The organism is Hymenobacter roseosalivarius DSM 11622 (assembly GCF_900176135.1).
GTDB lineage: Bacteria > Bacteroidota > Bacteroidia > Cytophagales > Hymenobacteraceae > Hymenobacter > Hymenobacter roseosalivarius.
The window spans coordinates 45,270-67,609 of record NZ_FWWW01000100.1; the positions used below are offsets into that span (position 1 = coordinate 45,270).

General features: G+C 59.1%; 19 protein-coding genes and 2 pseudogenes. 8 read left to right on the plus strand and 13 right to left on the minus strand.

What is annotated here, in order from left to right; translation table 11 throughout:
* The first annotated feature begins 348 nt into the window (after positions 1 to 348).
* Positions 349 to 657 carry a hypothetical protein gene (locus B9A24_RS19580; RefSeq protein WP_143435087.1) on the plus strand — a complete coding sequence of 103 codons (309 nt, stop codon included), beginning with the start codon at positions 349 to 351 and terminating at the stop codon, positions 655 to 657.
* A gap of 26 nt (positions 658 to 683) precedes the next feature.
* Here the strand turns inward: B9A24_RS19580 and B9A24_RS19585 are convergent, their stop codons facing one another.
* The 7 genes from B9A24_RS19585 to B9A24_RS19615 all read right to left on the minus strand — a co-directional run bounded on the left by B9A24_RS19585 (position 684) and on the right by B9A24_RS19615 (position 5,934).
* A complete protein-coding gene (locus B9A24_RS19585) occupies positions 684 to 1,592 on the minus strand; it encodes a hypothetical protein (protein ID WP_143435089.1) in 909 nt (302 codons plus the stop codon).
* 66 nt (positions 1,593 to 1,658) lie between these two features.
* Entirely contained in the window at positions 1,659 to 2,285 is a 627-nt protein-coding gene (locus B9A24_RS19590) for a TIGR04282 family arsenosugar biosynthesis glycosyltransferase (protein ID WP_143435091.1), read from the minus strand.
* A 15-nt stretch (positions 2,286 to 2,300) separates the two neighbouring features.
* A complete protein-coding gene (locus tag B9A24_RS19595) occupies positions 2,301 to 2,837 on the minus strand; it encodes a rhodanese-like domain-containing protein (protein WP_143435093.1) in 537 nt (178 codons plus the stop codon).
* A 24-nt stretch (positions 2,838 to 2,861) separates the two neighbouring features.
* Positions 2,862 to 3,911, minus strand: coding sequence for an arsenosugar biosynthesis radical SAM (seleno)protein ArsS (gene arsS, locus B9A24_RS19600; protein ID WP_084447717.1), 1,050 nt, complete (start codon positions 3,909 to 3,911; stop codon positions 2,862 to 2,864).
* 82 nt (positions 3,912 to 3,993) lie between these two features.
* Positions 3,994 to 4,332 (minus strand): arsenosugar biosynthesis-associated peroxidase-like protein, encoded by a 339-nt coding sequence (locus B9A24_RS19605; RefSeq protein ID WP_084447718.1) that lies wholly within the window; start codon positions 4,330 to 4,332, stop codon positions 3,994 to 3,996.
* A gap of 214 nt (positions 4,333 to 4,546) precedes the next feature.
* A complete protein-coding gene (locus tag B9A24_RS19610) occupies positions 4,547 to 5,425 on the minus strand; it encodes an anti-sigma factor (RefSeq protein ID WP_084447719.1) in 879 nt (292 codons plus the stop codon).
* 2 nt (positions 5,426 to 5,427) lie between these two features.
* On the minus strand, positions 5,428 to 5,934 hold the full coding sequence (locus B9A24_RS19615) for a sigma-70 family RNA polymerase sigma factor (protein ID WP_143435100.1): 507 nt from the start codon (positions 5,932 to 5,934) through the stop codon (positions 5,428 to 5,430).
* Positions 5,935 to 6,235: 301 nt separating this feature from the next.
* Between B9A24_RS19615 and B9A24_RS19620 the strand changes: the two genes are divergently transcribed.
* Positions 6,236 to 7,636 carry an NAD-dependent succinate-semialdehyde dehydrogenase gene (locus B9A24_RS19620; protein WP_084447720.1) on the plus strand — a complete coding sequence of 467 codons (1,401 nt, stop codon included), beginning with the start codon at positions 6,236 to 6,238 and terminating at the stop codon, positions 7,634 to 7,636.
* A gap of 278 nt (positions 7,637 to 7,914) precedes the next feature.
* On the opposite strand, the gene B9A24_RS19625 is transcribed toward B9A24_RS19620, so the two are convergent.
* Together B9A24_RS19625 and B9A24_RS19630 are read right to left on the minus strand one after the other, a co-directional pair.
* The gene (locus B9A24_RS19625) at positions 7,915 to 8,271 is read right to left on the minus strand and encodes a thioredoxin family protein (RefSeq protein ID WP_084447721.1); all 357 of its coding nucleotides are present in this window, start codon (positions 8,269 to 8,271) and stop codon (positions 7,915 to 7,917) included.
* Between the two features lie 120 nt (positions 8,272 to 8,391).
* Entirely contained in the window at positions 8,392 to 10,182 is a 1,791-nt protein-coding gene (locus tag B9A24_RS19630; protein WP_084447722.1) for a DUF885 domain-containing protein, read from the minus strand.
* Between the two features lie 268 nt (positions 10,183 to 10,450).
* Here B9A24_RS19630 and B9A24_RS19635 point away from each other — a divergent pair.
* From B9A24_RS19635 to B9A24_RS19645, 4 genes and pseudogenes are all read left to right on the plus strand, one after another.
* A pseudogene (locus tag B9A24_RS19635) lies at positions 10,451 to 10,924 on the plus strand (DUF7149 domain-containing protein); the annotation flags it as partial.
* A gap of 77 nt (positions 10,925 to 11,001) precedes the next feature.
* Positions 11,002 to 11,115, plus strand: a pseudogene (locus B9A24_RS23380) (hypothetical protein); the annotation flags it as partial.
* A gap of 69 nt (positions 11,116 to 11,184) precedes the next feature.
* Positions 11,185 to 14,265 (plus strand): type IIG restriction enzyme/methyltransferase, encoded by a 3,081-nt coding sequence (locus B9A24_RS19640; RefSeq protein ID WP_449404358.1) that lies wholly within the window; start codon positions 11,185 to 11,187, stop codon positions 14,263 to 14,265.
* Between the two features lie 146 nt (positions 14,266 to 14,411).
* Positions 14,412 to 14,876: an endonuclease domain-containing protein gene (locus B9A24_RS19645; protein WP_234997545.1), complete on the plus strand. Its 465-nt coding sequence runs from the start codon at positions 14,412 to 14,414 to the stop codon at positions 14,874 to 14,876.
* Between the two features lie 74 nt (positions 14,877 to 14,950).
* Here B9A24_RS19645 and B9A24_RS19650 read toward each other — a convergent pair whose 3' ends face one another.
* On the minus strand, positions 14,951 to 15,397 hold the full coding sequence (locus tag B9A24_RS19650) for a hypothetical protein (RefSeq protein ID WP_084447725.1): 447 nt from the start codon (positions 15,395 to 15,397) through the stop codon (positions 14,951 to 14,953).
* Positions 15,398 to 15,626: 229 nt separating this feature from the next.
* Here B9A24_RS19650 and B9A24_RS22850 point away from each other — a divergent pair, with 229 nt between their 5' ends.
* Positions 15,627 to 17,039: a DNA/RNA non-specific endonuclease gene (locus tag B9A24_RS22850; RefSeq protein ID WP_084447726.1), complete on the plus strand. Its 1,413-nt coding sequence runs from the start codon at positions 15,627 to 15,629 to the stop codon at positions 17,037 to 17,039.
* Between the two features lie 34 nt (positions 17,040 to 17,073).
* Here the strand turns inward: B9A24_RS22850 and B9A24_RS19660 are convergent, their stop codons facing one another.
* The gene (locus B9A24_RS19660; protein ID WP_084447727.1) at positions 17,074 to 18,093 is read right to left on the minus strand and encodes an endonuclease/exonuclease/phosphatase family protein; all 1,020 of its coding nucleotides are present in this window, start codon (positions 18,091 to 18,093) and stop codon (positions 17,074 to 17,076) included.
* A 305-nt stretch (positions 18,094 to 18,398) separates the two neighbouring features.
* On the opposite strand from B9A24_RS19660, the gene B9A24_RS19665 reads away from it, so the two are divergent.
* The gene (locus tag B9A24_RS19665; RefSeq protein WP_084447728.1) at positions 18,399 to 19,556 is read left to right on the plus strand and encodes an MFS transporter; all 1,158 of its coding nucleotides are present in this window, start codon (positions 18,399 to 18,401) and stop codon (positions 19,554 to 19,556) included.
* Positions 19,557 to 19,576: 20 nt separating this feature from the next.
* On the opposite strand, the gene B9A24_RS19670 is transcribed toward B9A24_RS19665, so the two are convergent.
* Both B9A24_RS19670 and B9A24_RS23130 read right to left on the minus strand, forming a co-directional pair.
* Entirely contained in the window at positions 19,577 to 21,214 is a 1,638-nt protein-coding gene (locus tag B9A24_RS19670; RefSeq protein ID WP_084447729.1) for a M28 family peptidase, read from the minus strand.
* Positions 21,215 to 21,250: 36 nt separating this feature from the next.
* Positions 21,251 to 22,156, minus strand: a complete 906-nt coding sequence (locus tag B9A24_RS23130; RefSeq protein WP_084447730.1) for a nuclease A inhibitor family protein — start codon at positions 22,154 to 22,156, stop codon at positions 21,251 to 21,253.
* Positions 22,157 to 22,340 lie beyond the last annotated feature (184 nt).

Here is a 22,340-nt window from a genome sequence, read left to right on the forward strand (position 1 = left end):
CAAAGTGAACCCTATTAAAAACAGAATAATCATATAATAGACAAAGCAGCTTGTTGCTGGATAAAGGAACTAATTACTTTCACTTCCATTGTTTATCACATTAAAAAGCTAGGTTTAAAGTGCTTAATTCAGGTTTTATCACTAAAACTGAATCAAATAGCATCAGTTCTTTTCAGCGGGCTTGTGCTGATACACTCAGCATTTTCTTATAAAACATAATTTATGGTCGCACTCTTTACTCTGACCGATACTAAATCCATCACCATCGTTTATGATCGGGCCAACGATTGGCTCTATGCCGAGTGGAAGGGGCATCAGGACTAGGAATCGGTGCAGGATAACTGCAAATTGCTGCTGGCCTGCCTGCGACGGTTTCCTTGCCAAAAGCTGCTCAACGACAGCTCAGGCGTCACGGGTGACTGGAAATTGGCTGCTAAGTGGATAGGGGAATACTTCTTCCCGCTCCTGGCCGATGCCGGCTTGCACTACATGGCCTGGGTATACTCACCCAATTACTTCAGCCGGCGCGCCATCAACCTGGCTCTATCCTTCGTGAGGCAGCCGGTAATAGTAGTAGTGAACTTTGAGGAGGTAGCCTCGGCTTATACGTGGCTGCGGGAAAAGGTTCGGCCCTCCTGCATTACGTCTATGCTCTGATTTAAAGGAACTTATCTCGCTTTACCTCAAGTCTGCCAGTAGGCGTAGCGCCGTACAGATTTCAGGCGCAGATTGCGGCCGTCCCAGGTTGTTTGGCGAAGCAGAACGTTGGGATATTTTTTGGCAAACCAGTATACATTCTGCTTGTTCGCAGCCAGGGCAACAGTCACGCGCCAGGCCGCCTCGGGGGTGTCGACAGCAAGGCCCTCCTCTACTTTCAGCTGAGCAGTATAGTAGTTTGGCCGGGCTGCCTTGCTGGTTTGCTGTAGCTCCGTGACCACCAGCTGAAAGGCTGGCTTGCGGGCAAAGCGCAGACTGCGTAAGGTGTACGGCAACGCGTCCTCAAAAACGGCATCGCGCCGCAGTTGCCGCTCCCCGCTCCCTTGCCCGTCCCAGTAAGAGTTATAGGTCTGCAGATAATGCAGGCCCTCGTCGGTAATGGCCTTGAACGTATTGCCGCACCACTCCTGGGAGGAGGTGGTCAGCTTGTGCAGGGCCACGGGCTCATCGCGCCGAAAAAACAGGGACGTGAGGTAGTGGTAAGGGTACTGATCGGTTTCGATGCGGCAAAACTGATTCACCTTCATCACCGGAAACAGGTCGGGGCGCTGTAGGGTGTCGGCTTTCACGTCGAACTGGGGCGTAAATTCCTCTTTCACGGTAATCAGAGTGTACTCGAAGCGGCGTACTTTATCATACACCACCCGTTCGGCCTCATAGGTTGCTACCTCGGCCAGTCCGTCTTCCCACCATGTGGCCATCGCCCACTGCTGATTGAAGTGAGGTGCCAGTTTGAGCAACGCGGCATTATCATCCAGCACTAGCTTACTTTTGCCCCCCAAAGCTACTTCCCCATCGGAGGAGGAGCAGGCGGTAAGACCATTGCTTAAGGCCACGAATCCCAACCCAATTACAAAACGACAGACAGAGTGCATACGAACTAGCTTAATCAAGTAGAATGATGCTAGTACGGCGAAACGCCACTGTAGTGGCTACATAGTCTAATTTTCTGTCGCGCGCCACACGGCCAGATCATCGGCTGTATCCACATCGTGCAGCGTAGGCAGGCGTGCGACATGCAGGCCCAGGCGAGCAGCATCGGCTAGGGTATCGGGCAGGACGGAAGCGGTGCTCCAGGTTTTATTCTGGAACAACTCCTCCTGTAAAGTCTTCATTCCAAGCAAGTAATAACCGCCATCGGCCGCTGGCCCGACCACTACGTCGTGGGTTATCAGCAGAGCAAAGGCCTGGTTTAAAAGCTTAGTGGTAAGGCCGGGGCAATCAGTTCCAATGATTACTACGGAAGCAGCACCAGCTGTAAATGCAAGCGTAAAAGCCAGCTGCATTTTGCCCCCCAGGTCGCTGGGCGGCTGCGGCCGCCAGGCATAGCCTGGCCATTCAGCGGCTACGGCCTCTGGCGTTAAGGGCAAGCTGACAGGTTGGGGGAGCCACACGGTTTTTTGCCCCCCAAAGCCATCGGCGGCGGCGCGGGTGCGGGCCAGCAGCTCACGGTATAGGGCTAATGTTGCTTCGTCGCCGATGCTTTGCGCCAGCCGGGTTTTTACCTGCCCCAGCTCTGGCAGGCGGGCAAAAATGAGCAAATGGCGTTGGTGGAAACTGTTGGCCACGCGGTATTTTTTTCGTTATTGATACACCTGCTCGCCCTGCCGTAGCCACGCACTCCACAGCACCGAGTACGGATGAATCTGGCGCGTAGGCCCGGCGGCATTGTACACGAGCCGCCCTTCGTTTACCCACTGAAAAATACCCCCGTACAGATTACGCACGTCGCTAAAGCCCAGAGCTTTGAGCCGCTCCCCTACCCGCTCACTGCGGTAGCCCACCGAGCAGTAAACTACCACGGTTTGCCCGCGCGATAAGCCGGCGAAATCGTTCTTCTCGAAAGAATCAAAATTCACGAATTTAGCCCCCGTCAAGTGGCTGACCTTATATTCAGCGGGGGTGCGAGTATCGAGCAGCAATACCTTCTTGGGCTTGGCAAGCAGCATATCAGCCAGCGCGGCAGCCTGTATAGTAGGCACCGTTTCGCGGTAAAGCATGCGCAGCATTTCCCGGTACGCCGGACTTACCGTTTCCGGCACGGATGCATCCTGCCCGCAAGCCGGCAGCGCCAGCAGCCCCAGAAACATCACTAATATGCGCCACCAATTGCTCATCATTACCTCCTGATTACAAATTAAATATCAAGCCGTAGCGCCGCCGCAGCTGGAGCCAGCTCCGGCCGTGCAGCCATAGCAGTGCTGATTGATAACAATGGCTCGATCCTGCAAAGCGGCCGCATCGAAGGAACGAATGTGCTGGGGGGCATTTTGGGCCACGTTCAGGTCGAGCTGCTGATTGAAGTCGCAGTCGTAGAGCTGCCCGTCCCAGCCGATGGAGAGTGTACTGCGACACATCACATTGGCCGCCGCCACGGGGTTGTACGCGGCCACCAGCTTTTGCATGTAGCTCTCGTAGTTGCCGCTCTCCAGCAGATAGTCCATAAACCGGCTTATGGGCAGGTTGGTAATGGCCAGCAGGTTGTTGAACACCACTTCATGCTCGCGCAGCAGCCGTTGCTTGAACTCCCGCTCCAGCCCCACCTGACTACCCGGCAAAAAGGCCCCCGACGGATTATAAACCAAATCCAGCAGCAAGCCGGAGCCTTCCACACCGTAGCCCACCGCGTTCAGCATGCGCAAGGCCCGGATAGAGCGCCCAAACACCCCTTCACCCCGTTGGGCATCGGTGCGGGCCGCCGAAAAGTGCGGCAGCGACGACACCACCCGCACGCCATGTTTAGCAAAGAACTCAGGCAGGTCATGGTACTTGGGGTTGGCTACGATGATGGTCAGGTTACAGCGCACGATGGTCTGCCGGCCCAGGGCCGAAATCTGCTCCACGAACCAGCGAAAATCCGGATTCATTTCCGGGGCTCCGCCCGTTAAGTCAACCACAGGAATCGTCGTCTGAGCCAGCGCATTGAGGCAAAGCTGCATGGTAGCGCGCGTCATTATCTCGGTGCGGTCGGGGCCGGCATCTACGTGGCAATGGCGGCAGGTCTGGTTGCACATCTTCCCTACGTTCACCTGCATAACCGCCAGCTCAGTGGGGCGTAGCGGCAGCAGACCCGATTCGCGCAGCTTGTGGGCAAAGGCAGGCAGCCGGGCACCCGCCGCTTCCGCCTCACTCAGCACCGTAAGCTGGTAGCTGGTATCGGCAAGGGCGTGGTGTTGGGCATGCAGTGATTTCATGGGCTAAATGGTTGGCTGGAAGGGCAACCGGGCAAATGAATCATCCTAAAAAAAAGAGCTATTCACCCAGTCAACCATTTAATTACATAGACAGTTCTTTGGCTTTGTTCATCATCTGAACGCTGTGTACCAGCGCCGCGCCGCCCTTGATAGCCACGGCTACGTGTACGGCTTCCATCATTTGCGCCTCGTCGGCACCTTTCTGGAGCGAGTCCGCGGTGTACGCGTCAATGCAGTAAGGGCACTGCACGGCGTGCGCTACGGCTAAGGCAATAAGCGCCTTTTCCCGCTCGGAGAGGGCGCCTTCTTTAAAAACTTCGCCGTAGTAGTCGAAAAACTTCCGGCCCATTTCGGGCTGCCAGTCTGAAACGTTACCAAATTTGGCCAAGTCAGCGGGGTTGTAGTACGTTGATTTTTCCATGATCGTGAAAGAGGACGGGAGGTGAAAGTGTATAGGTAGCAAGGTAAGCGCGGATTAGTAGTTGCCCGCTTCAGAGGTCGCGCTTCTATCAGCCGCAACAGCCAAAAAGCCCCCCATCGACTATATCAAGAAGGACCTACTTACCGAGGCAGTAAATTCTGCTTTCGGTGAATAGGTCCTTCCGTCTGCTCATTGGCAGCAATGTGAGGTAAGCTTAAATATTGCCAACAACCGTCAGAGTCGATAACGTCGGGTTGACGCTGCCACCGGCTGGCTCTACGGTCATGGCAAACGCCTGAGCGCTGGCAATATCTTTCATCTGCTGAAGACTGTCGCCAGCAGTGGTAGCGGCGGCTAATACTCCCGCATCGACGGGCTTACCATTATCCAGAGCCCACAACTGATACTGCTTACCTGTTGGAGGCGCGGGCAAGTTGCGCACATCGAGATATACTGCTTTGGTTTTAGGGTTATACAGTACCCGGGCGCTGGCCGAAGGGGCGGCGGCCGTACCGGCTAGTGCCACCGTCCGGAAATCGTCGCTGCGTAGTACGTCCAGCTCCTGCTGACGCACCGCCAACGTTCGCTCTGAGGCCTGCATCACGGACGCTACCCGGCTCTGCTCAGTACGGGCGATGGCCAGATCGGAGGCTGCGTCGCGCCAGCGGGTATACAATACGAAGTTAGCTAAGCCACTAGCCAGCAATAACGCTACGGAGGCAGCCAGCATCCAGCGGAAAGCGGGACCAGAGGCGTTGTTGGCCGTTTCGGGCTCCATTGGAGTTAGCTGGCGAACTACCGGCCCGTCAGGTGTCGCCGTCGTGGGGGGCACAATGCTCCGGGGGGCATTTTGAGCATCTGCCCGGATAGCCGCCTGCCAGCCGGCCAGCACCCGCTCACGCATGGCGGCGGGGGGCGTTTCGGCGTGCGCTTGGGCATATACGCCAAGTGCCTGCTGCACCTGGTCCAGCTCCCGCGCAATGTCGGCATGAGTCGCGGCCCGCTCTTCCACGGTCTGGCGCTCCGCCTCGCTCAGCTCGCCCAGGGCGTACTGTTCGAGGATACCTGATTCGATATATTCCTGCGTGTCCACGATTATCGAATCAATTTTGCGAGTACTTTGATGGCCGCCCGGGCCCGGGTTTTCACCGTCCCGAGCGGCAGGTTGAGTTCGTCTGCCACTTCACTTTGTGTATATCCGCCAAAGTACAGCAGGTCAATCACTTGCTTCTGCTCAGGGTTGAGTTTTGCGGTTATTTCCTGCACACCGATATGCTCGGGCTGAAACCCGGTTGGGGCAGCCTGACGCAGCGCGGCGCTGTCCTCCAGCGGCTGTGTGCGACTACCTACGCGGTACTGCCGGGACCGGATTTTATCAATAGCTAAATTCCGACATATATTCACGACCCACGTAAACAAACGCCCCTTAGAAGCATCATAGGAAGTAAAAGAGTGCCATATCTTCACTAAGCTTTCCTGCAGGACATCTTCCGCTATTTCCTCTTTTTTGACGATTCGGAGAATAACCCCGTACAGGGCCGCCGAATACTTGTCATAAAAAACAGTCATAGCCGCCTCTTCGCGGGCGCGCAATCGCTGCACCAGCAACTCCTCGGGTACAGGTAGTAACGATTCTGGGTGGTTAACAGACACTTGGAACAGGCTGAAGGATATGGGGCTTGCTTGGACCCTGAGTCAGCCGCCGAACGAAAGTAAAGCATAAAGCTTGCATTTCACTTGTCCGGTGGTCGATGGGGACAACTGAGAAACTCGATGCGCTTACCTACACCGCTGGGTTTCCGTGGGTATACTGTGAATCCACATTTTTGTTTATGCTTTTACCAACTCTAGGCGAGTTGCGTACCGTAAAGCACTTATTCGACTCCTCTCATTCGGTTTACTTATGGCTATTGAATCCTTCAATCCTTACACCGGCCGCGTTGAGCGGTGCTTTCGGGCATTTTCCTGGGTTAAAACAGAGCGCATTCTGGCCCAGGCCGCCCGGGAGGCGCTTACCTGGCGCACGACCAGCTTTGCCCACCGCGCCGGGCGGATGCACCGCGCCGCCGCCCTGCTCCGTGAGCGCCAGGATGAGCTGGCCCGCCTCATGGCCATCGAAATGGGTAAGCCCGTAACTGACGGCCGGGCTGAGGTGGAAAAATGCGCCCTCACCTGCGACTACTACGCCGACCACGCCGAGGAATTTATGCGTGATGAGGTGATTGAAACGCAGGCCCAGCGCAGTTTCATCTCGCACGAGCCATTGGGCGTCGTGCTGGCCGTGATGCCCTGGAACTTCCCCTTCTGGCAGGTAGTACGCTTCGCCGCGCCCGCGCTGATGGCCGGCAACGTAGGATTGCTCAAGCACGCTTCCAACGTGCCCCAGTGCGCGCTGGCGCTGGAAGCCATTTTTCATGACGCCGGCTTTCCGCCCGCCACCTTTCGGACCCTGCTCATCAATACTGATTTGGTCGAAAAGCTCATTGCCGACGACCGGCTCAAGGCCGTCACGCTCACGGGCAGCGAGCTGGCCGGCTCCAAAGTGGCCGCTACGGCCGGGGCTCACATCAAGAAAACCGTGCTGGAGCTGGGCGGCTCCGATGCCTTTATCGTGCTGGCCGACGCTGACCTGGAGCTGGCCGCCAAAACCGCCGCCCAGGCCCGCATGATCAACGCGGGCCAGAGCTGCATCGCGGCCAAGCGCTTTATCGTGGAAAAGCCCGTGGTGCGAGAATTTATCAACCAGCTGAAAACCCATTTGCTGGCCTTCCGCACCGGCGACCCACTCGATGAAGCCACCCAGTACGGTCCCCTCGCCCGCCCCGACCTGGCCGACGACCTGACCAAGCAAGTGGAAGAATCGGTGCGGCGGGGGGCAAAAGTGGAGCTGTATGGGGGCCAGTCGGCACCCGGCGCTACCTTATTCCGCCCGATGATTCTCTCTCGTGTGAAGCCCGGCCAACCTGCCTACCACGAAGAGCTTTTCGGGCCGGTAGCACTCATTCTGGAAGCCCGCGACGCCGACGACGCCATTCGTCTGGCCAATGACTCGCCCTTTGGTCTGGGTGGCGCCATCTGGACCCGCGACGTGAAGCGCGGGAAAGAGCTGGCCCGTCGCGTGGAGGCGGGGGCCGTTTTTGTGAATTCCATGGTAAAGTCCTCCCCTGAAATGCCTTTTGGGGGCATCAAGAAGTCGGGCTACGGGCGGGAATTATCGTACCTGGGCATCCGGGAATTTGTCAATCAGAAAAGTATCTGGATTGCCGGGGAAGCGCTGCTGAAGGATGGCAAGAAAACGGAGTAACAAAACGCCAGCCTCGCTCTCAGTGAGCCTACGCACGGTAGAGACGCGTATTGGCTTGGCCGACCCTCGGTTCGCGTTTCCTTAGCTGAGGTTGTTTGCCCTGTCATCCTGAGCAGAGCGAAGGACCTTCTCTCGTCAGCACGAGTCGTAACAACATCATGTTCAAACGGAAGAAGGTCCTTCGCCCTGTTCAGGATGACAGCCGATTATCCTTCACTCCAGAGTCGCAACTATGCGCCTCTACGCCGTATTGCTTCCTCAAACCGTTCTTCGGCTTCTTACGCCGTCTGGGGTTTAAAATACCGCAGCCGCGTGAGCATTGTCTGTACTTCTTCCTCGGTGAAAAGCATGTCGCACTCCAGTAGATGGCCCTGGCAGTAGGAGACGAAGAAAGGCGCATCTTTTTCATTCATCAACTTGCGGGCTACCGGGTTTTCGTCGGCATTAAGGCGCAAAAACCGAATGGCGTCGAACTGCTCCTGGCTGGCAAACTCAGCAAAGGACGGAGCCAGCCGCTCACAAATTACGCAGTCGGGCGCGGTGAACTTGGCAAACACTTTCAGGTGCTGATGAACGAGGCGACGCAGGCCTTCGTCGTTGGTGTCCAGAACTTGTAGGCGAGTAGAATCACTCATGGGGACAATAGAAAAGCAACTGAATGGCTGACGAAATTCAGCATTGTTCGCTGACAAGAAAGTCACGCCAATAATTCCCAATTGGCGCTGCTCCTTGCTATATTACTATACTTCAACCACTTAAACTTCATTAGGCAGCATCATAGCCCGAATGTACTTTACGGGTGCGCTACCGTAGCTTAAAAACTGCTCGTTGAAGGATTTTAAGTCGAATTTATCCCCCCGCTCCTTTTTCAGCTCCTCGCGCAAATCGTAGATGGCCGTGTAGCCGCTGAAATAGCTGCTCAACTGCACCTGCGAGAGCGTCGCCCGACGCCACTTGTTGGTCGTTTCGTTTTCCTCCTGGAAGCCGTCGCGCTGGAGCAGTCGCAGGGCCGCTTCGCGGGAAATATTACCTACGTGCACCTCGTGGTCGAGGATGGTATTCAGGGTCACGCGCATATTCCACTTATCCCACATCAGCCAGATTTCGTCCGAGTTCTGGCCGTAGCCGCTTTCCAGCATCATGCGCTCGGCGTACACGGCCCAGCCCTCTATCATGGCCCCGTTGCCGAAGATGGCTTTTACCAGCGAGGGCGAGCGGTTGGCGTACACGAGCTGGGTGTAGTGGCCCGGAATAGCTTCGTGGATGTTCAGAATCTGGAGGGTGTAGTCGTTGTATTCGCGCAGGTAGCTCTGGGCCTGGGCGGGGGGCAAATTATCCAGCGGCTCCACGTTGTAGTAGGTATTGGCGGCTTTATCGTAGGGGCCAGGGGCCGAAATGCTGGCGCCCGCGCCGCTGCCGCGCATATATAGTGGCGTCTCGCGCACCACCAGGGGCTTGCTGGCATCCTGGGTAAGCAGCTTTTTATCGTTCACGAACTGGATCAGCTGCGGAATCTGGGCTTTCACCGCGTCCACGAAACCAGCCTGGGTAGCGTGCTTTTCCGACAGGCGACTGATCACGCGCTTTATCATCGCCACCGAATCGGTGGGTAGGGGCTGGCCGGCAAAGTACTTCGGCCAGAGGCGGACGGCGCGGCGGCCCATATCGCGGAGCAGGTACGCCCGGTTGTCCTGCGCTTTCTGGTACACCTGATCGGCCGAGTACGCCGACTGAATATCCAAAGCAAACTTGCGGTCGAACAGCTCTTTACCTAGGCGGAAGCTGCGAAATTTGCCCCCCGCCAGCACTTCCCCGCGCAAAAACTTCAGGTAGTTCTCAATCACCAGGCGCGTGGTGGCAACACGGTCCTGGAGGTCTTTTTTCTCGCGGGCATCCAGGCCCGAGCGTTTGATGGAGTCCTGCAAGGCCGGCCCGAATACCTGCAAGCCGCCTTCGTTCTGCAAAATGGCCAGCTCGGTATGCTCGCGGGTGGGCTGCTTGATGTTGGCTTCGGCCGCCTCGTAGTAGTCAGAGGCGTGATCTATTTTAAAAGAAATGGCCCGCAGCCGCCGGTCGAGCGGGTGGTAGCGGCCATTCAGGATTTCGGCCACCGACGCCCCCAGATTATAGTTCGACGGGTCCCAGGACCAGGTGCGCAGCGTATCGGTATAAAAGCGCGACTTGTCCAGGTAGTTGAGCAGCAGCTGATAATCGGTCTGGTTATTCACCGACAAGTCATTCACCGCGAAACCCGTCAGGCGCTTACGCATGCGCTCCTGGGCCGCGGCCTCCACCTGCCGCCGCGCCGCCGTCGGGATGACGAGCAAAGAATCGTAGCGGTGGTAGCCTTTGGCTGAGGCCAGGCGGGGGTTATAATACCAAAGCGAGTCGATAAACTGAGCCTTAAAGCGGTCGAAGCTGGCGTCGGCTTCGTCGGCGGTGTTCGTTGCGGCGGTCGTGCCGGAGCTGCCGCAGCTGCTTAGAAGCGCGCCGGCGACCAAAGCGCCGGCAGCCAGCCAAGCTTTTAGGGTAGTGGTTGAGGTCATAGGATGGGGGTTGGGGTAGCAAGATAATGGCCGGGAACGGGGAATGCTATTATTCTGGCGGGACCTCACCCCCTAGCCCCGGTTCGCTTGATGCGCGAAGTCCTCGGGGAGAGGGGGAACTAGATCTAAAAGTTATAAGGCTAGAAAACGATTATTCTAGAAAAGCTAAGAACTAGTCCCCCCTCTCCTCGGGGAGAGGGGGCTAGGGGGTGAGGTCCCGCCAGAACAAGCTAAAAGGTCTGGCCACGAACCGTATCTTGCTCCCCCTATGAAAGTAGCCCCCCAGCAGCCTTCCCAGGCCCTCGACTTAGCTTACCGCCGCCAGAAAGTAGCCCGCGCCACCCTCGATACGTTTGAAAATGCCCGCCGCCAGCTGCTCACTGACCTCGACCCCCAGCAGGACGAGGCCGATATAATTGAGCCGCTGCGGCGGTTTCTGCACGCGGTCGGGTTCAACAACTTTCTCAATTCCAGGAAAAAGCGCGACCTGATCATGCACACCGGACCGGCCGCCACCGACCCGATTGGGGTGCTGTTTGAGCTGAAGCACCAGAAAAATAAGGGCGAGATGGTGCAGCCTACCAACCTCAACCGCAAGGCCCTGCACGAGCTGCTGCTGTACTACTTTCAGGAGCGCACCTCCGAGCAGCAATTGCCCGAATTGCGCCAACTTGTTATTACCACCGGCTACGATTGGTTTGTGTTCGATGCCCACGAGTTTCACCGGGTGTTCTGGAAGTATAGTGAGCTGCGCGGGGGGCTTTTCAGAAGTTCAAGCAGGGCCAGACCACGGCCGGCAGCACCGATTTCTTTTACAGAGACATTGCCCAGCCCCTGCTCGACAAGCTCGAAACGGAGGTTCGCTTTACCTATTTCACCCTCGATCCGCGCGACGAGAAAGGCCAGCGCACCGGCCTCGGCGAGCGGGGCCTGCTGTGGCTGAGCAAGGTTTTCTCCGCCCCGCACCTGCTCAAGGAGCCCTTCGCCCAGGACGCCAACACCCTGAACCGGGCTTTCTACGAGGAGCTGCTGTACCTCATGGGCCTGGAGGAAGTGAAAGACAAGGGCCGCAAGCTCATTCAGCGGTGCGCGCCCGAGCGGCGACAGCGCGGCTCCCTGCTCGAAAATGCCCTGGTGCAACTCCGGGCCGAGGATATGCTCCGCAATTTGCCCCCCGACGAGCTGGCTACCTACGGCGACGCGCCCGAGCAGCAGGCCGAAGGCGTGGCGCTGGCCTTGTGCCTCACTTGGGTATCGCGGCTCTTGTTTCTGAAGCTGCTGGAGGGGCAGCTGCGGCGCTACCACGCGCCCGGCCCGGAGCAGCCGTTTCGGTTTCTCGACCCCGCCCAGCTGAAAGAGTACGACCTGCTCAACCGCCTGTTTTACCGCATCCTCAACCGGCCTGCCCCGGAGCGCGAGGAGCCCGAAGCTACGCTCTATCCGCATGTGCCTTACCTGAATTCCTCCCTGTTTGAGCCCAGCGCTTTGGAGCGGCTTACTTTGCGCATCTCGGGGCTCGATGATATGATTCCGCTGCCGCTGCTGAGCAAGGGCAAAGCTAGCCGCTCGGTGCTGCGCCAGGAGGCGGGCGGCCCGGCGCCCTCGGCTCTCACGTATCTGCTGCGCTTTCTGGATGCCTACGACTTTGCCTCCGAAGGCTCCGAGGCGGTGCAGGACGACGACCGGCCGCTGATTTCGGCGGCCGTGCTGGGGCTTATCTTCGAGAAGATCAGCGGCTACCGCGACGGCTCTTTTTACACGCCCGGCTTCATTACCATGTATATGTGCCGCCACACCCTGCGCCGGGCCGTGGTGCGCCACTTCAACGAGCGCTACGGCTGGCACGTTGAAGCCGTAGCCGATCTGCGCGAGCGGCTGGACGACGACCTCAAAAAGCGCCCTGAGTTCAGCGCGGCCTTCAACGAGCTGCGCGTGCTGGACCCGGCCGTGGGCTCGGGCCACTTTCTGGTGTCGGCGCTGAATGAGCTGCTGGCCATCAAGAGTGAGCTGGGGCTGCTGCTCGACGACGAGGGCAAGCGTCTGCGCTACCGCCTCACGGTGGCCCGCGACGAGCTGGCCGTCACCTCCGACGAAGACGATACCCTCTTCGAGTACCGCGCCACCTGGGACGCGGCTACCCAGACCCGCCGCGTGGGCCGCGACCATACCCGCCTGCAAAGCGCCCTCTTTCGCGAAAAGCGCCACCTGATAGAGCACTGCCTCTACGGCGTAGACCTGAACCCCAACTCGGTGCGCATCTGCCGGCTGCGGCTTTGGATTGAGCTGCTCAAGCACGCCTACTACACGCCCGAAAGCAGCTACCGTGAGTTGGAAACCCTGCCCAACCTCGACCTGAACGTGCGCGCCGGCAACTCCCTCATCAGCCGCTACCCCTTGCAGGCCGACCTGACGGAGGTGTTTCGGCGCAAGGATTTCTCCCTGGCGGCCTACCGCCGGGCCGTGGGGGGCTTTTTTTCGGCCAGGGGGCGCGAGGCCAAGCAGGAACTACAGGATTACCTCCAGCGCCTCAAAGACCAGTTTCGCACCGATATTCAGCGCCACGACCCGCTACTGAAAAAGATCAGCCGGGCCCGGGAAGACCTGCTGCGGGTAGAGCTGGACCAGAAGCCCGACCTCTTCGGCAAGTCCCGCCTCACGGAGGAAGATGGCTGGGCCCGCCGCACCACGCTCCAACTCAACCTCGACAAGCTGGAAGCCGAGCGCCAGCAGCGCGAGCAGGGCGCCCTCTACCGCGACGCCTTCGAGTGGCGCTTCGAGTTTCCGGAGGTGCTCAGCCCCGATGGCTCGTTTCGGGGGTTTGATGCGGTGCTGGGCAACCCGCCCTATATCCGGCAGGAGGAGCTGGCGCCCCAGCTCAAGCCTTACCTCAAAACCCACTACGAGACCAGCGCCGGCACCGCCGACCTCTACGTGTACTTCTACGAGCTGGGCCTGCGCCTGCTCGCCCCCGGTGGCGAATTGTCGTTTATCACCAACAACAAATGGCTGCGCGCCGGCTATGGGCAGGCCCTGCGCCGCTACCTGCTCCAGCCCACGCTGCGCCTGCAAGAGCTGCTCGACTTCGGCGACCTGCCCGTGTTTCCGGAGGCCACCACCTACCCCAACATCCTGAGCGTGCAAAAATCCCCCCAGGCCGCCACCGTGCGCGTAGCCGAGCTGACCACCCTCGGCTCCGACCTCACCCGCTTCCCCGAAGTAGTGCAGGCGGCGGCAGCCGACATGCCCACCGCCCGCCTCTCCGAAGAAGCCTGGAGCCTCGCCGCGCCCCAGGTACAGGCGCTGCTGGAGAAGCTGCGAAGCGCCGGCACGCCGCTGGGCGAGTATGTGGGGGGCAAAATTTATTCTGGAATCAAGACAGGTTCAAACGAAGCCTTTGTAATTGATGCCGCTACTAAAGACGCATTGATTGCCGAAGACCCTAATGCTGCTGAGTTTATTAAACCTTTTCTGGCTGGCCGCGACATCAAGCGATATCAAATGCCCAAAGCGGACAAATACTTAATCTATGTTCCTTGGACTTTCAAGCTTGATTTATACCCATCTATTAAAACTCACTTATTTAAACATTACGAAATACTTTCTAACCGTTCAGAAGTGCTGAGTGGAAGGTTTGCTTGGTTTGCTTTGAGTAGATATGCTTCGGAATATGTGAAGGACTTCAAGAAGCCAAAGATTATTTATCAAGAAATAGCCACCTATCAGTCGTTCGCCTACGATATCTCTGGCCTATTCTCAAACAACAAAACTTTTATAATTCCTGAAGGAGACCATTTCCTTTTGGGCGTAATGAACTCTTCTCCGGCCTGGTTTTTCATTAATCAAGTTGCTTCTAAAATGGCGGGCGGAGCAATTGCAATGCAGGCACCTACTCTAACCCAACTCCCCATTCCCGCCGCCACGGCGGAGCAGCAGGCGCCCATCGTGGCGCTGGTGAAGCAGGTGCTGGCCGCCAAAGCCGCCGCCCCCACCGCCAATACCCAGCCGCTGGAGCAGCAGATCGATGCGCTGGTGGCAGCCCTGTATGGCCTCACGCCGGAAGAAGTCGCCCTGCTGGCTGTTTGAGGCGCGGGCGGGGACCTCACCCCCCGGCCCCCTCTCCTCGGGGAGAGGGGGAGCCTGACGTCAATTACTGACTGTTGGCACTTAAATTGACTTTCTACTGCCTTACTATTGACCTTTTACTTCCCTAAATAAAAATCCGCGCCGACGTGGCTCCCCCTCTCCCCGAGGAGAGGGGGCCGGGGGGTGAGGTCCCCCGCATGAACGAAGCCCCCGCCGACCAGCCCGACTACCCTTACCGCATGTACACGACGGATGCGAAGCGCTGGACCAAGAGCCTGAAGGAATACGCCCGCGTCAACCGTCGGCAGCCCACGCCGGCCGAGGACCATTTGTGGCAGACGCTGCGCGGGGCGCAGCTGGGCGTACGCTTCCGGCGGCAGCACGCCATCAAACAGTTTATCGTCGATTTCGTGTGTCTGGCCGCGTGGCTTATTGTAGAAGTAGATGGCGGAATCCACGCCGACCAAGCTGACTACGACGCTGGTCGCACCCATGAGCTACAGGAGTGCGGATTTCTGGTTCTCCGCTTTTCCAATGAGGAAGTGTTGAATGACACCGCGAAGGTGTTGCGCATCATCGCGGAGAATGTTCAGTTGCTTATGTCGAGGTAGCTCCCGCCCAATCACTTGGCGGGGCCGAGTGACCGCGCAGGGCGCCGGGGGGCATTTTGGCCCCGCCCGAGGCCTCAGTAGTCGATAGTAGTAGCCGTGTAGCTAACCGCGCCGCCAAACTCCCGGCCAATGGCTACCAGCTCACCCCAGCCGTCGTGCTTGCGGCGGGCGAGCAATGGCTGACCACCGCCCGTATCGCTAGCGGCACCCCAGTACATACGCACGATCAGGGCGCCATTTATCACCGTACCCGCTACTCTGTTTACCCTTACCCCCGGCTTATACAGCGCGTAGGTAGAAAGTGTGAGCAAGTCTTTGTCGCTGTGCTGAATGCTGTAGCCCCGCTGCACCAATATCTGCGCCAGCCGCCGCCAGCTCGCTTCGGGCGTATCGGTGAGGGTCAGTACCATGGTGTCATCGTCTTTGCTGGCCACCGGCCGCGCCGCCGGAGTAGCAGCGGTTTGCGCCTGCGCCGCTTGAATGGATAAGAATAATAAGCCGAGGCAGAGTAGTTTCTTCATGCCCTCAAAGTATCGATTTATTTGAATATCTAAAGAACGACGAAGAGGCGCGTATTGGCTTCGCCGACCTTCGGTTCGCGTCTGATCGTTGCTGATATTGTTTAAATGAGTAGCATGGTGTGGCTCCAGTCGTTCAACGATTGAGACGCGAATCGAAGGTCGGCGAAGCCAATACGCGTCTCTACACGGCTTCTTTGTATTGTTGTAGCTCCAAAAAAGCCCCCCAGCTATGCGCTTATCTGCTTCCCTCCTGTTTTCTGGCCTGCTGCTGACCCTGGCACCGCTGGCGTGCTCCCAGCAAACACCCGAAACCACCGGCACCTATACTCCAACGGGTCCGCCAGCCATTCCGGTGCAGTCGGCAGGGCCGGCTCTGCTCGAAACCTTTGAGACGGGCAGCAAAGGCGCCTACGCCGAGGCCGACGAAGCACTGCCTTCCGGCTCCTGGCACTTCACCGATGGGCTGATTGGCGCGGCCCCCGCCGACCACAAAAACGGTACGCGCGCCGCGCGCCTGCGGAATCGGGGCCGCCTGCGCATGAACTTCGACGCGCCGGCCGGCACCCAATCTATCCGCGTCAGCAGCGCGGCCTACGGCGACGATGCGCCCAGCACTTGGGAGCTGTGGGTAAGTCAGGATGGAGGCCGCCAGTACCAGCGCGCCGGCCAGGCTGTGCGCGCCAGCGGCCCGCGCCTGGTTGCGAATACCTTCGCGGTGATTCCGGGGGGCAAATTGCGGCTGGAGATTCGCAAAACCGACGGCGGCAACACCCGCCTCAATCTGGATGATATTGCTTTGCTGACGGCGGCCGGCACCACACCCGCACCGCCTACCGCTCCGCCCGCGCCGGACACTCCGCCTCCCTCGGCCATCGTGGTCAGTCGCGACGACAACATGGCCCTCGGCAACCCCAGCGGGGCCACCAGCAGCATCAGCACCCCCAATAATTACCTGCTCACCAGGCCTCAGTACGCCATGAGCTACAACGCCGGCCGGGGCATCCCGAACTGGGTAAGCTGGCACCTGAACCGGGCCTGGCTGGGCAGCGCCCCCCGCCAGGACGACTTTCGCCCCGATCCGGCCCTGCCCCGCGGCTTCTACCAGGTTTCCACCGGCAGCTACCTGGGCTCGGGCTTCGACCGGGGCCACAACTGCCCCTCCGCCGACCGCACCACCGACCTGGACGACAACTCGGCCACCTTCCTGACGACCAACATGATACCCCAGGCCGCCAACAACAACCAGCGCACCTGGGCGGGACTGGAGGAGTACGGCCGGCGATTGGTAGACCAAGGCCAGGAGGTTTACATCATCATGGGCAGCTACGGCAAGGGCGGTACCGGCCTCAACGGCCTCGCCACCACCATCGACCAGGGCCGCATCACGGTGCCGGCGCGGGTGTGGAAGGTGCTGGTCATTCTGCCTGAAGGCACCGATGATTTGCATCGCATTGCCGCCGGGCAGGCCCGCGTGCTGGCCGTAGATACCCCCAATGACCAGTCCGTCAGCCCCGACTGGAGCCGCTACCGCGTGTCGGTCGATGCTATCGAAGAAGCTACCGGCCTTGATTTGCTCAGCAAATTGCCCCCCGAAGCTCAGGACCGGCTGGAAGCGCGGGTAGATACGAGCTCCACACGCTAACGCCTGCCTCCGCATCGCCCCGTAACGGCCACGCTTAGGGGGCCGCGGGTTCGTTGAGGACCAGCTCGGCATAAATGGGGAAGTGGTCGGAGCCGATACCGGGCAAACGCTTCAGCTCGGCGACCTGGAAGTGCCTGGTCACGAAAATATGATCAAGGGGCCACCGCATAATGAGGGAAGTCGCGCGAAACGAGTTGTAAAGGCCGCGCCCCAGGCGCACGTTGCGCAGCTTGCCGCCGGCCTCGAACATACGCGTGGTAAAAGACCAGGATACGTCGTTGAAGTCGCCGGCGACAATGGCGGGGCGCTGGGTCTGCCGCACCATATCGCCTACTTTCAGCAGCGCTACTTCCTTGTAATGCGTCTTATCTTTCAGATACTCGAGAGGCACCGGGGGCGGGGGGTGTACGCCGTGGAAGGCAATGAGGCGGCCATCGGGCAGACGCAGGCTCGTGTGAATTGAAGGTACGCCGGGGTGCTCCAGGTATTTCACCCGCGTCCCCTCCAGCGGCAGGCGAGAGTACAGGACCATGCCGTAGGTATTATCGCGCGGCAGCTCCAGCTGGTACGGGTAGAGCGGCCGCAGCTCCCGCAGCTCCCGTGCCCACCGGGCGTCGGTTTCCAAGGCCAGCAGCACATCCGGCCGGGTAGTCTGTACCAGCTGCCGCAGCGGCGCGGTCTGCCGGTTATGCATGAGCACATTGATCACGAGCAAACGAAGACGAAAGGCGCGGCTATCGGCCACCGCGGGCCGGGCGTCCGGGACGGTTTTCTTCCCCAGCACGGTGTAGGGCAGAATAAAAGACGCTTGCAGGGCTAGGCCCACGCCGGTGCCGAGCACTAGCAGCAGGCGGGCCCCACGGTGCCGTTGCCCCCCCACAGCCAGCAGCCCAACCAGCACCACCGCGTGAATGAGCAGCAGCTGTAAGCGAGGGAAGTTGAGCACCTGAATCCACCACACTAGCTCCGGCCCCACCGATAGCAGGGTCAGCAGCAAAGCCGCCGTACCGACGGCGGCCAGCAGGTATCGGAATAAGATGGCTATTCGCTGCATAGGAGGACGCGGGAAATGAAGTAGGGTACAGCAGCGTATACGGCACCCGCTGGATTTGCAGGCTAAATGTCGGGCTTGGCAGTCCCGACGGCTCGCCTTCGGTAGCAGTCCAGGCAACTCTTCCTTCACTACGCCGTATCTTTGCCCCGAACCAGCCCGCGCGGCTCGTTCGTCCCGTGCCCTCCCTGCCTATTTCGCTTGTTATCCCGCCCATTATGCGTCAGCCGACGCGTTATGGGCTTTTTATTTGTCTTCTTCCCCGATTTCCTGCCGCAGGGTTTATTGGAGTTGATTTTTCTGTGCTTATGCTTGCCCAAACTTCTCTCCAGGCTACTTCGCCGCGTGTCCATAGAATGGCCGTCAGCGCGATTTTCTTTTTGCAGGGCCTGTGCTTTGCCAGCTGGGCCTCGCGCATCCCGACCATTCAGCAGCGTATGGGCTTCTCCGATGCCGGGCTCGGGCTGGTGCTGCTGGCGCTGCCCGTGGGCCTGATGCTGTCGTTGCCGCTGTCGGGCTGGCTGGTGGCCCGGCAAGGCAGCCGGCGGGTGGCACTGGTGGGCGCGCTGCTGTACGCTGTCACTTTGCTCACGCTGGGGCTGGCGGCTACGCCGGCTCAGCTGGTGGGCTGCCTGGTGTTCTTTGGCCTCGCGGCCAACATGCTCAACATCGCCATCAATACCCAGGCCGTGGGTGTGGAAGCCCTTTACAAACGCTCTATCATGGCTTCCTTCCACGGTCTTTGGAGCTTGGCGGGCTTTGTGGGTGCGGCCGTGGGTACGGCCATGATTGGCTACAACATTGATCCGCTAACTCACTTTGCCCTGATTACCGGCCTCATCGTAGCGGGCGTGCTGGTGGCCGGCCGTCACGTACTGCCCACCGATGCCAACGGCCAGGTCGCCGATCAGCCCATCTTCGTTTGGCCCGATAAGTCGTTGCTACTCCTGGGTCTCATTGCCTTTTGCTCCATGATCTGCGAGGGGGCCATGTTCGACTGGAGCGGGGTATATTTTCGCAAAGTAGTACTGGCCGAAAAAGCCTGGGTGGGCGCGGGCTATACTGCCTTCATGAGTACGATGGCCGCTGGCCGCTTCGTTGCCGACCGCTTCACGAGCCGCTTCGGCCGCGCCCGCACCTTGCAGCTCAGCGGCCTGCTTACGGCCTCGGGACTGCTGCTGGCCGTGCTGCTGCCCCAGCTTGGGCCGGCGCTGGGGGGCTTTTTGCTCGTGGGCTTTGGCGTGTCGTCGGTGGTGCCGCTGGTGTACGGGGCGGCGGGGCGCTCCACGGCTATGTCACCGGGCGTGGCGCTGGCGGCGGTGTCCACGGTGGGCTTTCTGGGCTTTCTGATTGGGCCGCCCCTCATCGGGCTGGTGGCCGGCGCTACCAGCCTGCGAATCTCCTTCTCAATTATTGCCGTGATGGGGCTGAGTATCACACTTTTGGCTGGCCGGACCAATCTGTAACGCCAGGCTGGAGCTTGGCGCTACTTCTTTTGGCCAAAGAAATTACCTGGATTCCAGGTAGGGCGTTGCGCATCATTGGCCACTAAATAGCCAATGAGAAAATTCAGCTGGACGTATTTTTTGCCGGCCTCGAAGTCGAATACGCCGTTGATGTCGTCCTGGGGCTTGTGGTAATAGTTGGCCCGCCAGGCTTGCACCTGCTCGCTGTGGTTATTGCGGCCGTCGGCGGTTTTGTCGCCGTATTTAATGTGCAGGGCCGGAATGCCCTGGGCCACGAAGCTGTATTGATCGGAGCGGATAAAGCGGTTTTGAGCGGGCTCCGGGTCGGCCTCCACCGTCAGGCCCAGCGCCTGGCTGGCCTCAGCCACCGGTCCGGCCAGCGACGAGTTTTCGGCCCCCAAAGCCACCACCGACAGCAAGGGCGCGATTATGGTCGGCATGTCGGTGTTGATGTTGGCCACTAATTGCGCTTTGGGAACCGTGGGGTTTTGGGCGAAATACGCGGAGCCCAACAGGCCCATCTCCTCCCCCGTCACCGCCACTATGAGAACCGAACGTCGGGGCTTCTGCTTGAGGTGTTGGTAGGCACTGGCAATTCCGAGCAGGCTGGCCACGCCCGTCGCGTTGTCGTGCGCGCCGTTGTAGAGCGAGTCGCCCTGCACGGGCTCACCGATGCCCAAGTGGTCGAGGTGGGCGCTGTGTACCACGTACTCATTACGCAGTTGAGGGTCGGAACCTGTTATTCTGCCTACTACGTTGTAGCTGATTACGTCCAGATAGCGCGAGGATTGGGTAGCGCTCAGGCGCGGCAGCAGCGGCCCCGAAGCCGGCCGGCCAGCGCGCAGCGTGGCGAAGGCCCTGGCGGTATCGGTGGCAGCGCCGGCAAACAGCTGGTGAAAAGTGACCGCATTTACCGCGCCCAACACCTGAATTTGCCCCCCGGCGTAGCTGCGCGACACACTTACCTTGCCATCAGGCCCCAGCACACTCACCTGGCCCTTACTGAAGTTGGGCAGCCGGGCGGTGGGCTTTGGAAAAGCCAGCAGTACGCCCACGGCTCCGTGCCGGGCGGCCGTTTGCAGAATGGTTAATACATCGGTGTTGTAGAGGCGAACGGCGGCCGCAAACTGCTTTGGCTCCTCCCTGGTCACTACCACGACTTTGCCCTTCGCATCGAGGCCCGCGTAGTCATCGTAGCCCAGACTCGGGGCGCTGATGCCGTAGCCCGCGAAGACCAAAGGAGCAGCTGCTATGGTCGTGCGGAGCACTTCAGGATTCGGGTACAAAACAAAGTCTTCGCCCGCCTTTAGAGTAGTAGCCTGACCGGTGGCGTTTTGCAGCTGCATCGTGGCAGCTGGCTCGGTGAAAGCGCGCCGCAGCCGCACCTGCTGGGTGTAGCCGCCGTTTTCGCCGGCCGGCTCTACTCCCGCTTTCTTGAGCTGAGCTACGACGTACTCAACGGCCAACTGATAGCCTGGCGTGCCCGGCAGCCGCCCTTGCAGCTTGTCGTCGGCCAGGTACCGCACATGGGCCTTGTAGTTATCAGCACTTACGCTGCTCAGCGCTTTCTGAACGGGTTTTGAAATGTCTTTCGATTGAGCCAAGCCGCTTTCACTGAAGAGAAGGCAGGCGCTCAGAAGGGAAACGTAGTATCTCATCAGGTAGGAAGAGGTTCAATTCCGGGAAGTTGTTTCCTAGGTTTCCGTCAGTACGGTTTTGAATCCGGCCAGCTTTCCGTCTTCGGTTTTACCTAATGCAAATGCCTGAATCTGTGGCCCTTCGCCTACCCGATACACTTTGGTGTCCTGCAGCTCCTGCTTCATAAACATCTGCAAGGCCTTGTAACGGTTGGCTAAATCTACATTGCCGAGCACGCCGTTGTCGGCCGTATGGTTGCGCAAAAACACCGTTAGCTCCTTGGTCTCTACTGGTGCGCCGGCAGGCTGACCAAGCAGCTTCAGCAAGGCGGCATCAGTCAACTCGCCTTCGGGAGCAGCGTAGCTCACGGCCTCCAGCGGCGCATCCGACTCACTCATGTAAAACAGCCCTTTGGTCATGGCTTGCAGCTGGTCCGTTGCGGCATCAGATGCTGGGGCAGCCGTGGCGGCGCTGGGGGGCATTTTGGCGCTGCTCGTCTCCCGCGCTGCTTTAGAGTCCGGCGCTGGCTCGGTGGCTTGGCCTTTTGCGCCAGTTTCCCCTTCGGGGGGCAATTTGGCGCTGATAGCAGCGGCCAGCTCCTTCATCCGTGCTTCCGCTACTTTGATTTTAGGATTGGCAAAATTCATATCCGACACCCGGTTCATTGGAATCAGGTGAATGTGCGCGTGCGGCACTTCCAGACCAATCACCGCCACGCCAATGCGCTTGCAGGGCACCGCCTCGCGCACCGCCTGAGCCACGCGCTGGGCAAACTGATGCAGGGCTGCCAGCTCGGCGGGGGGCAAATCGAAGATATAATCCACCTCCCGCTTCGGTATGACCAGCGTGTGGCCTTCAACCAGCGGCGTTATATCAAGAAAGGCCAGATGGTCAGCATCTTCGGCTACTTTGTAGGCGGGCAGCTCGCCCGAAACGATACGAGAAAAGATGGATTTAGACATGAGATATGAGAGGTGAGAAGTTAGAAGCGAGACAGTAGAGGTGAGAAGCGAGAGAGTAGAGCAAATATCCAAAGCGCGGAGACTTTGGAGTGAAGGTGTACGAGCCTGGCTGAAAAGCAAAGAGGTGAAACCAGTTATAGTCTCACCTCTTTGCTTTTCAGCTCTTACTTCTCACTTCTCAACT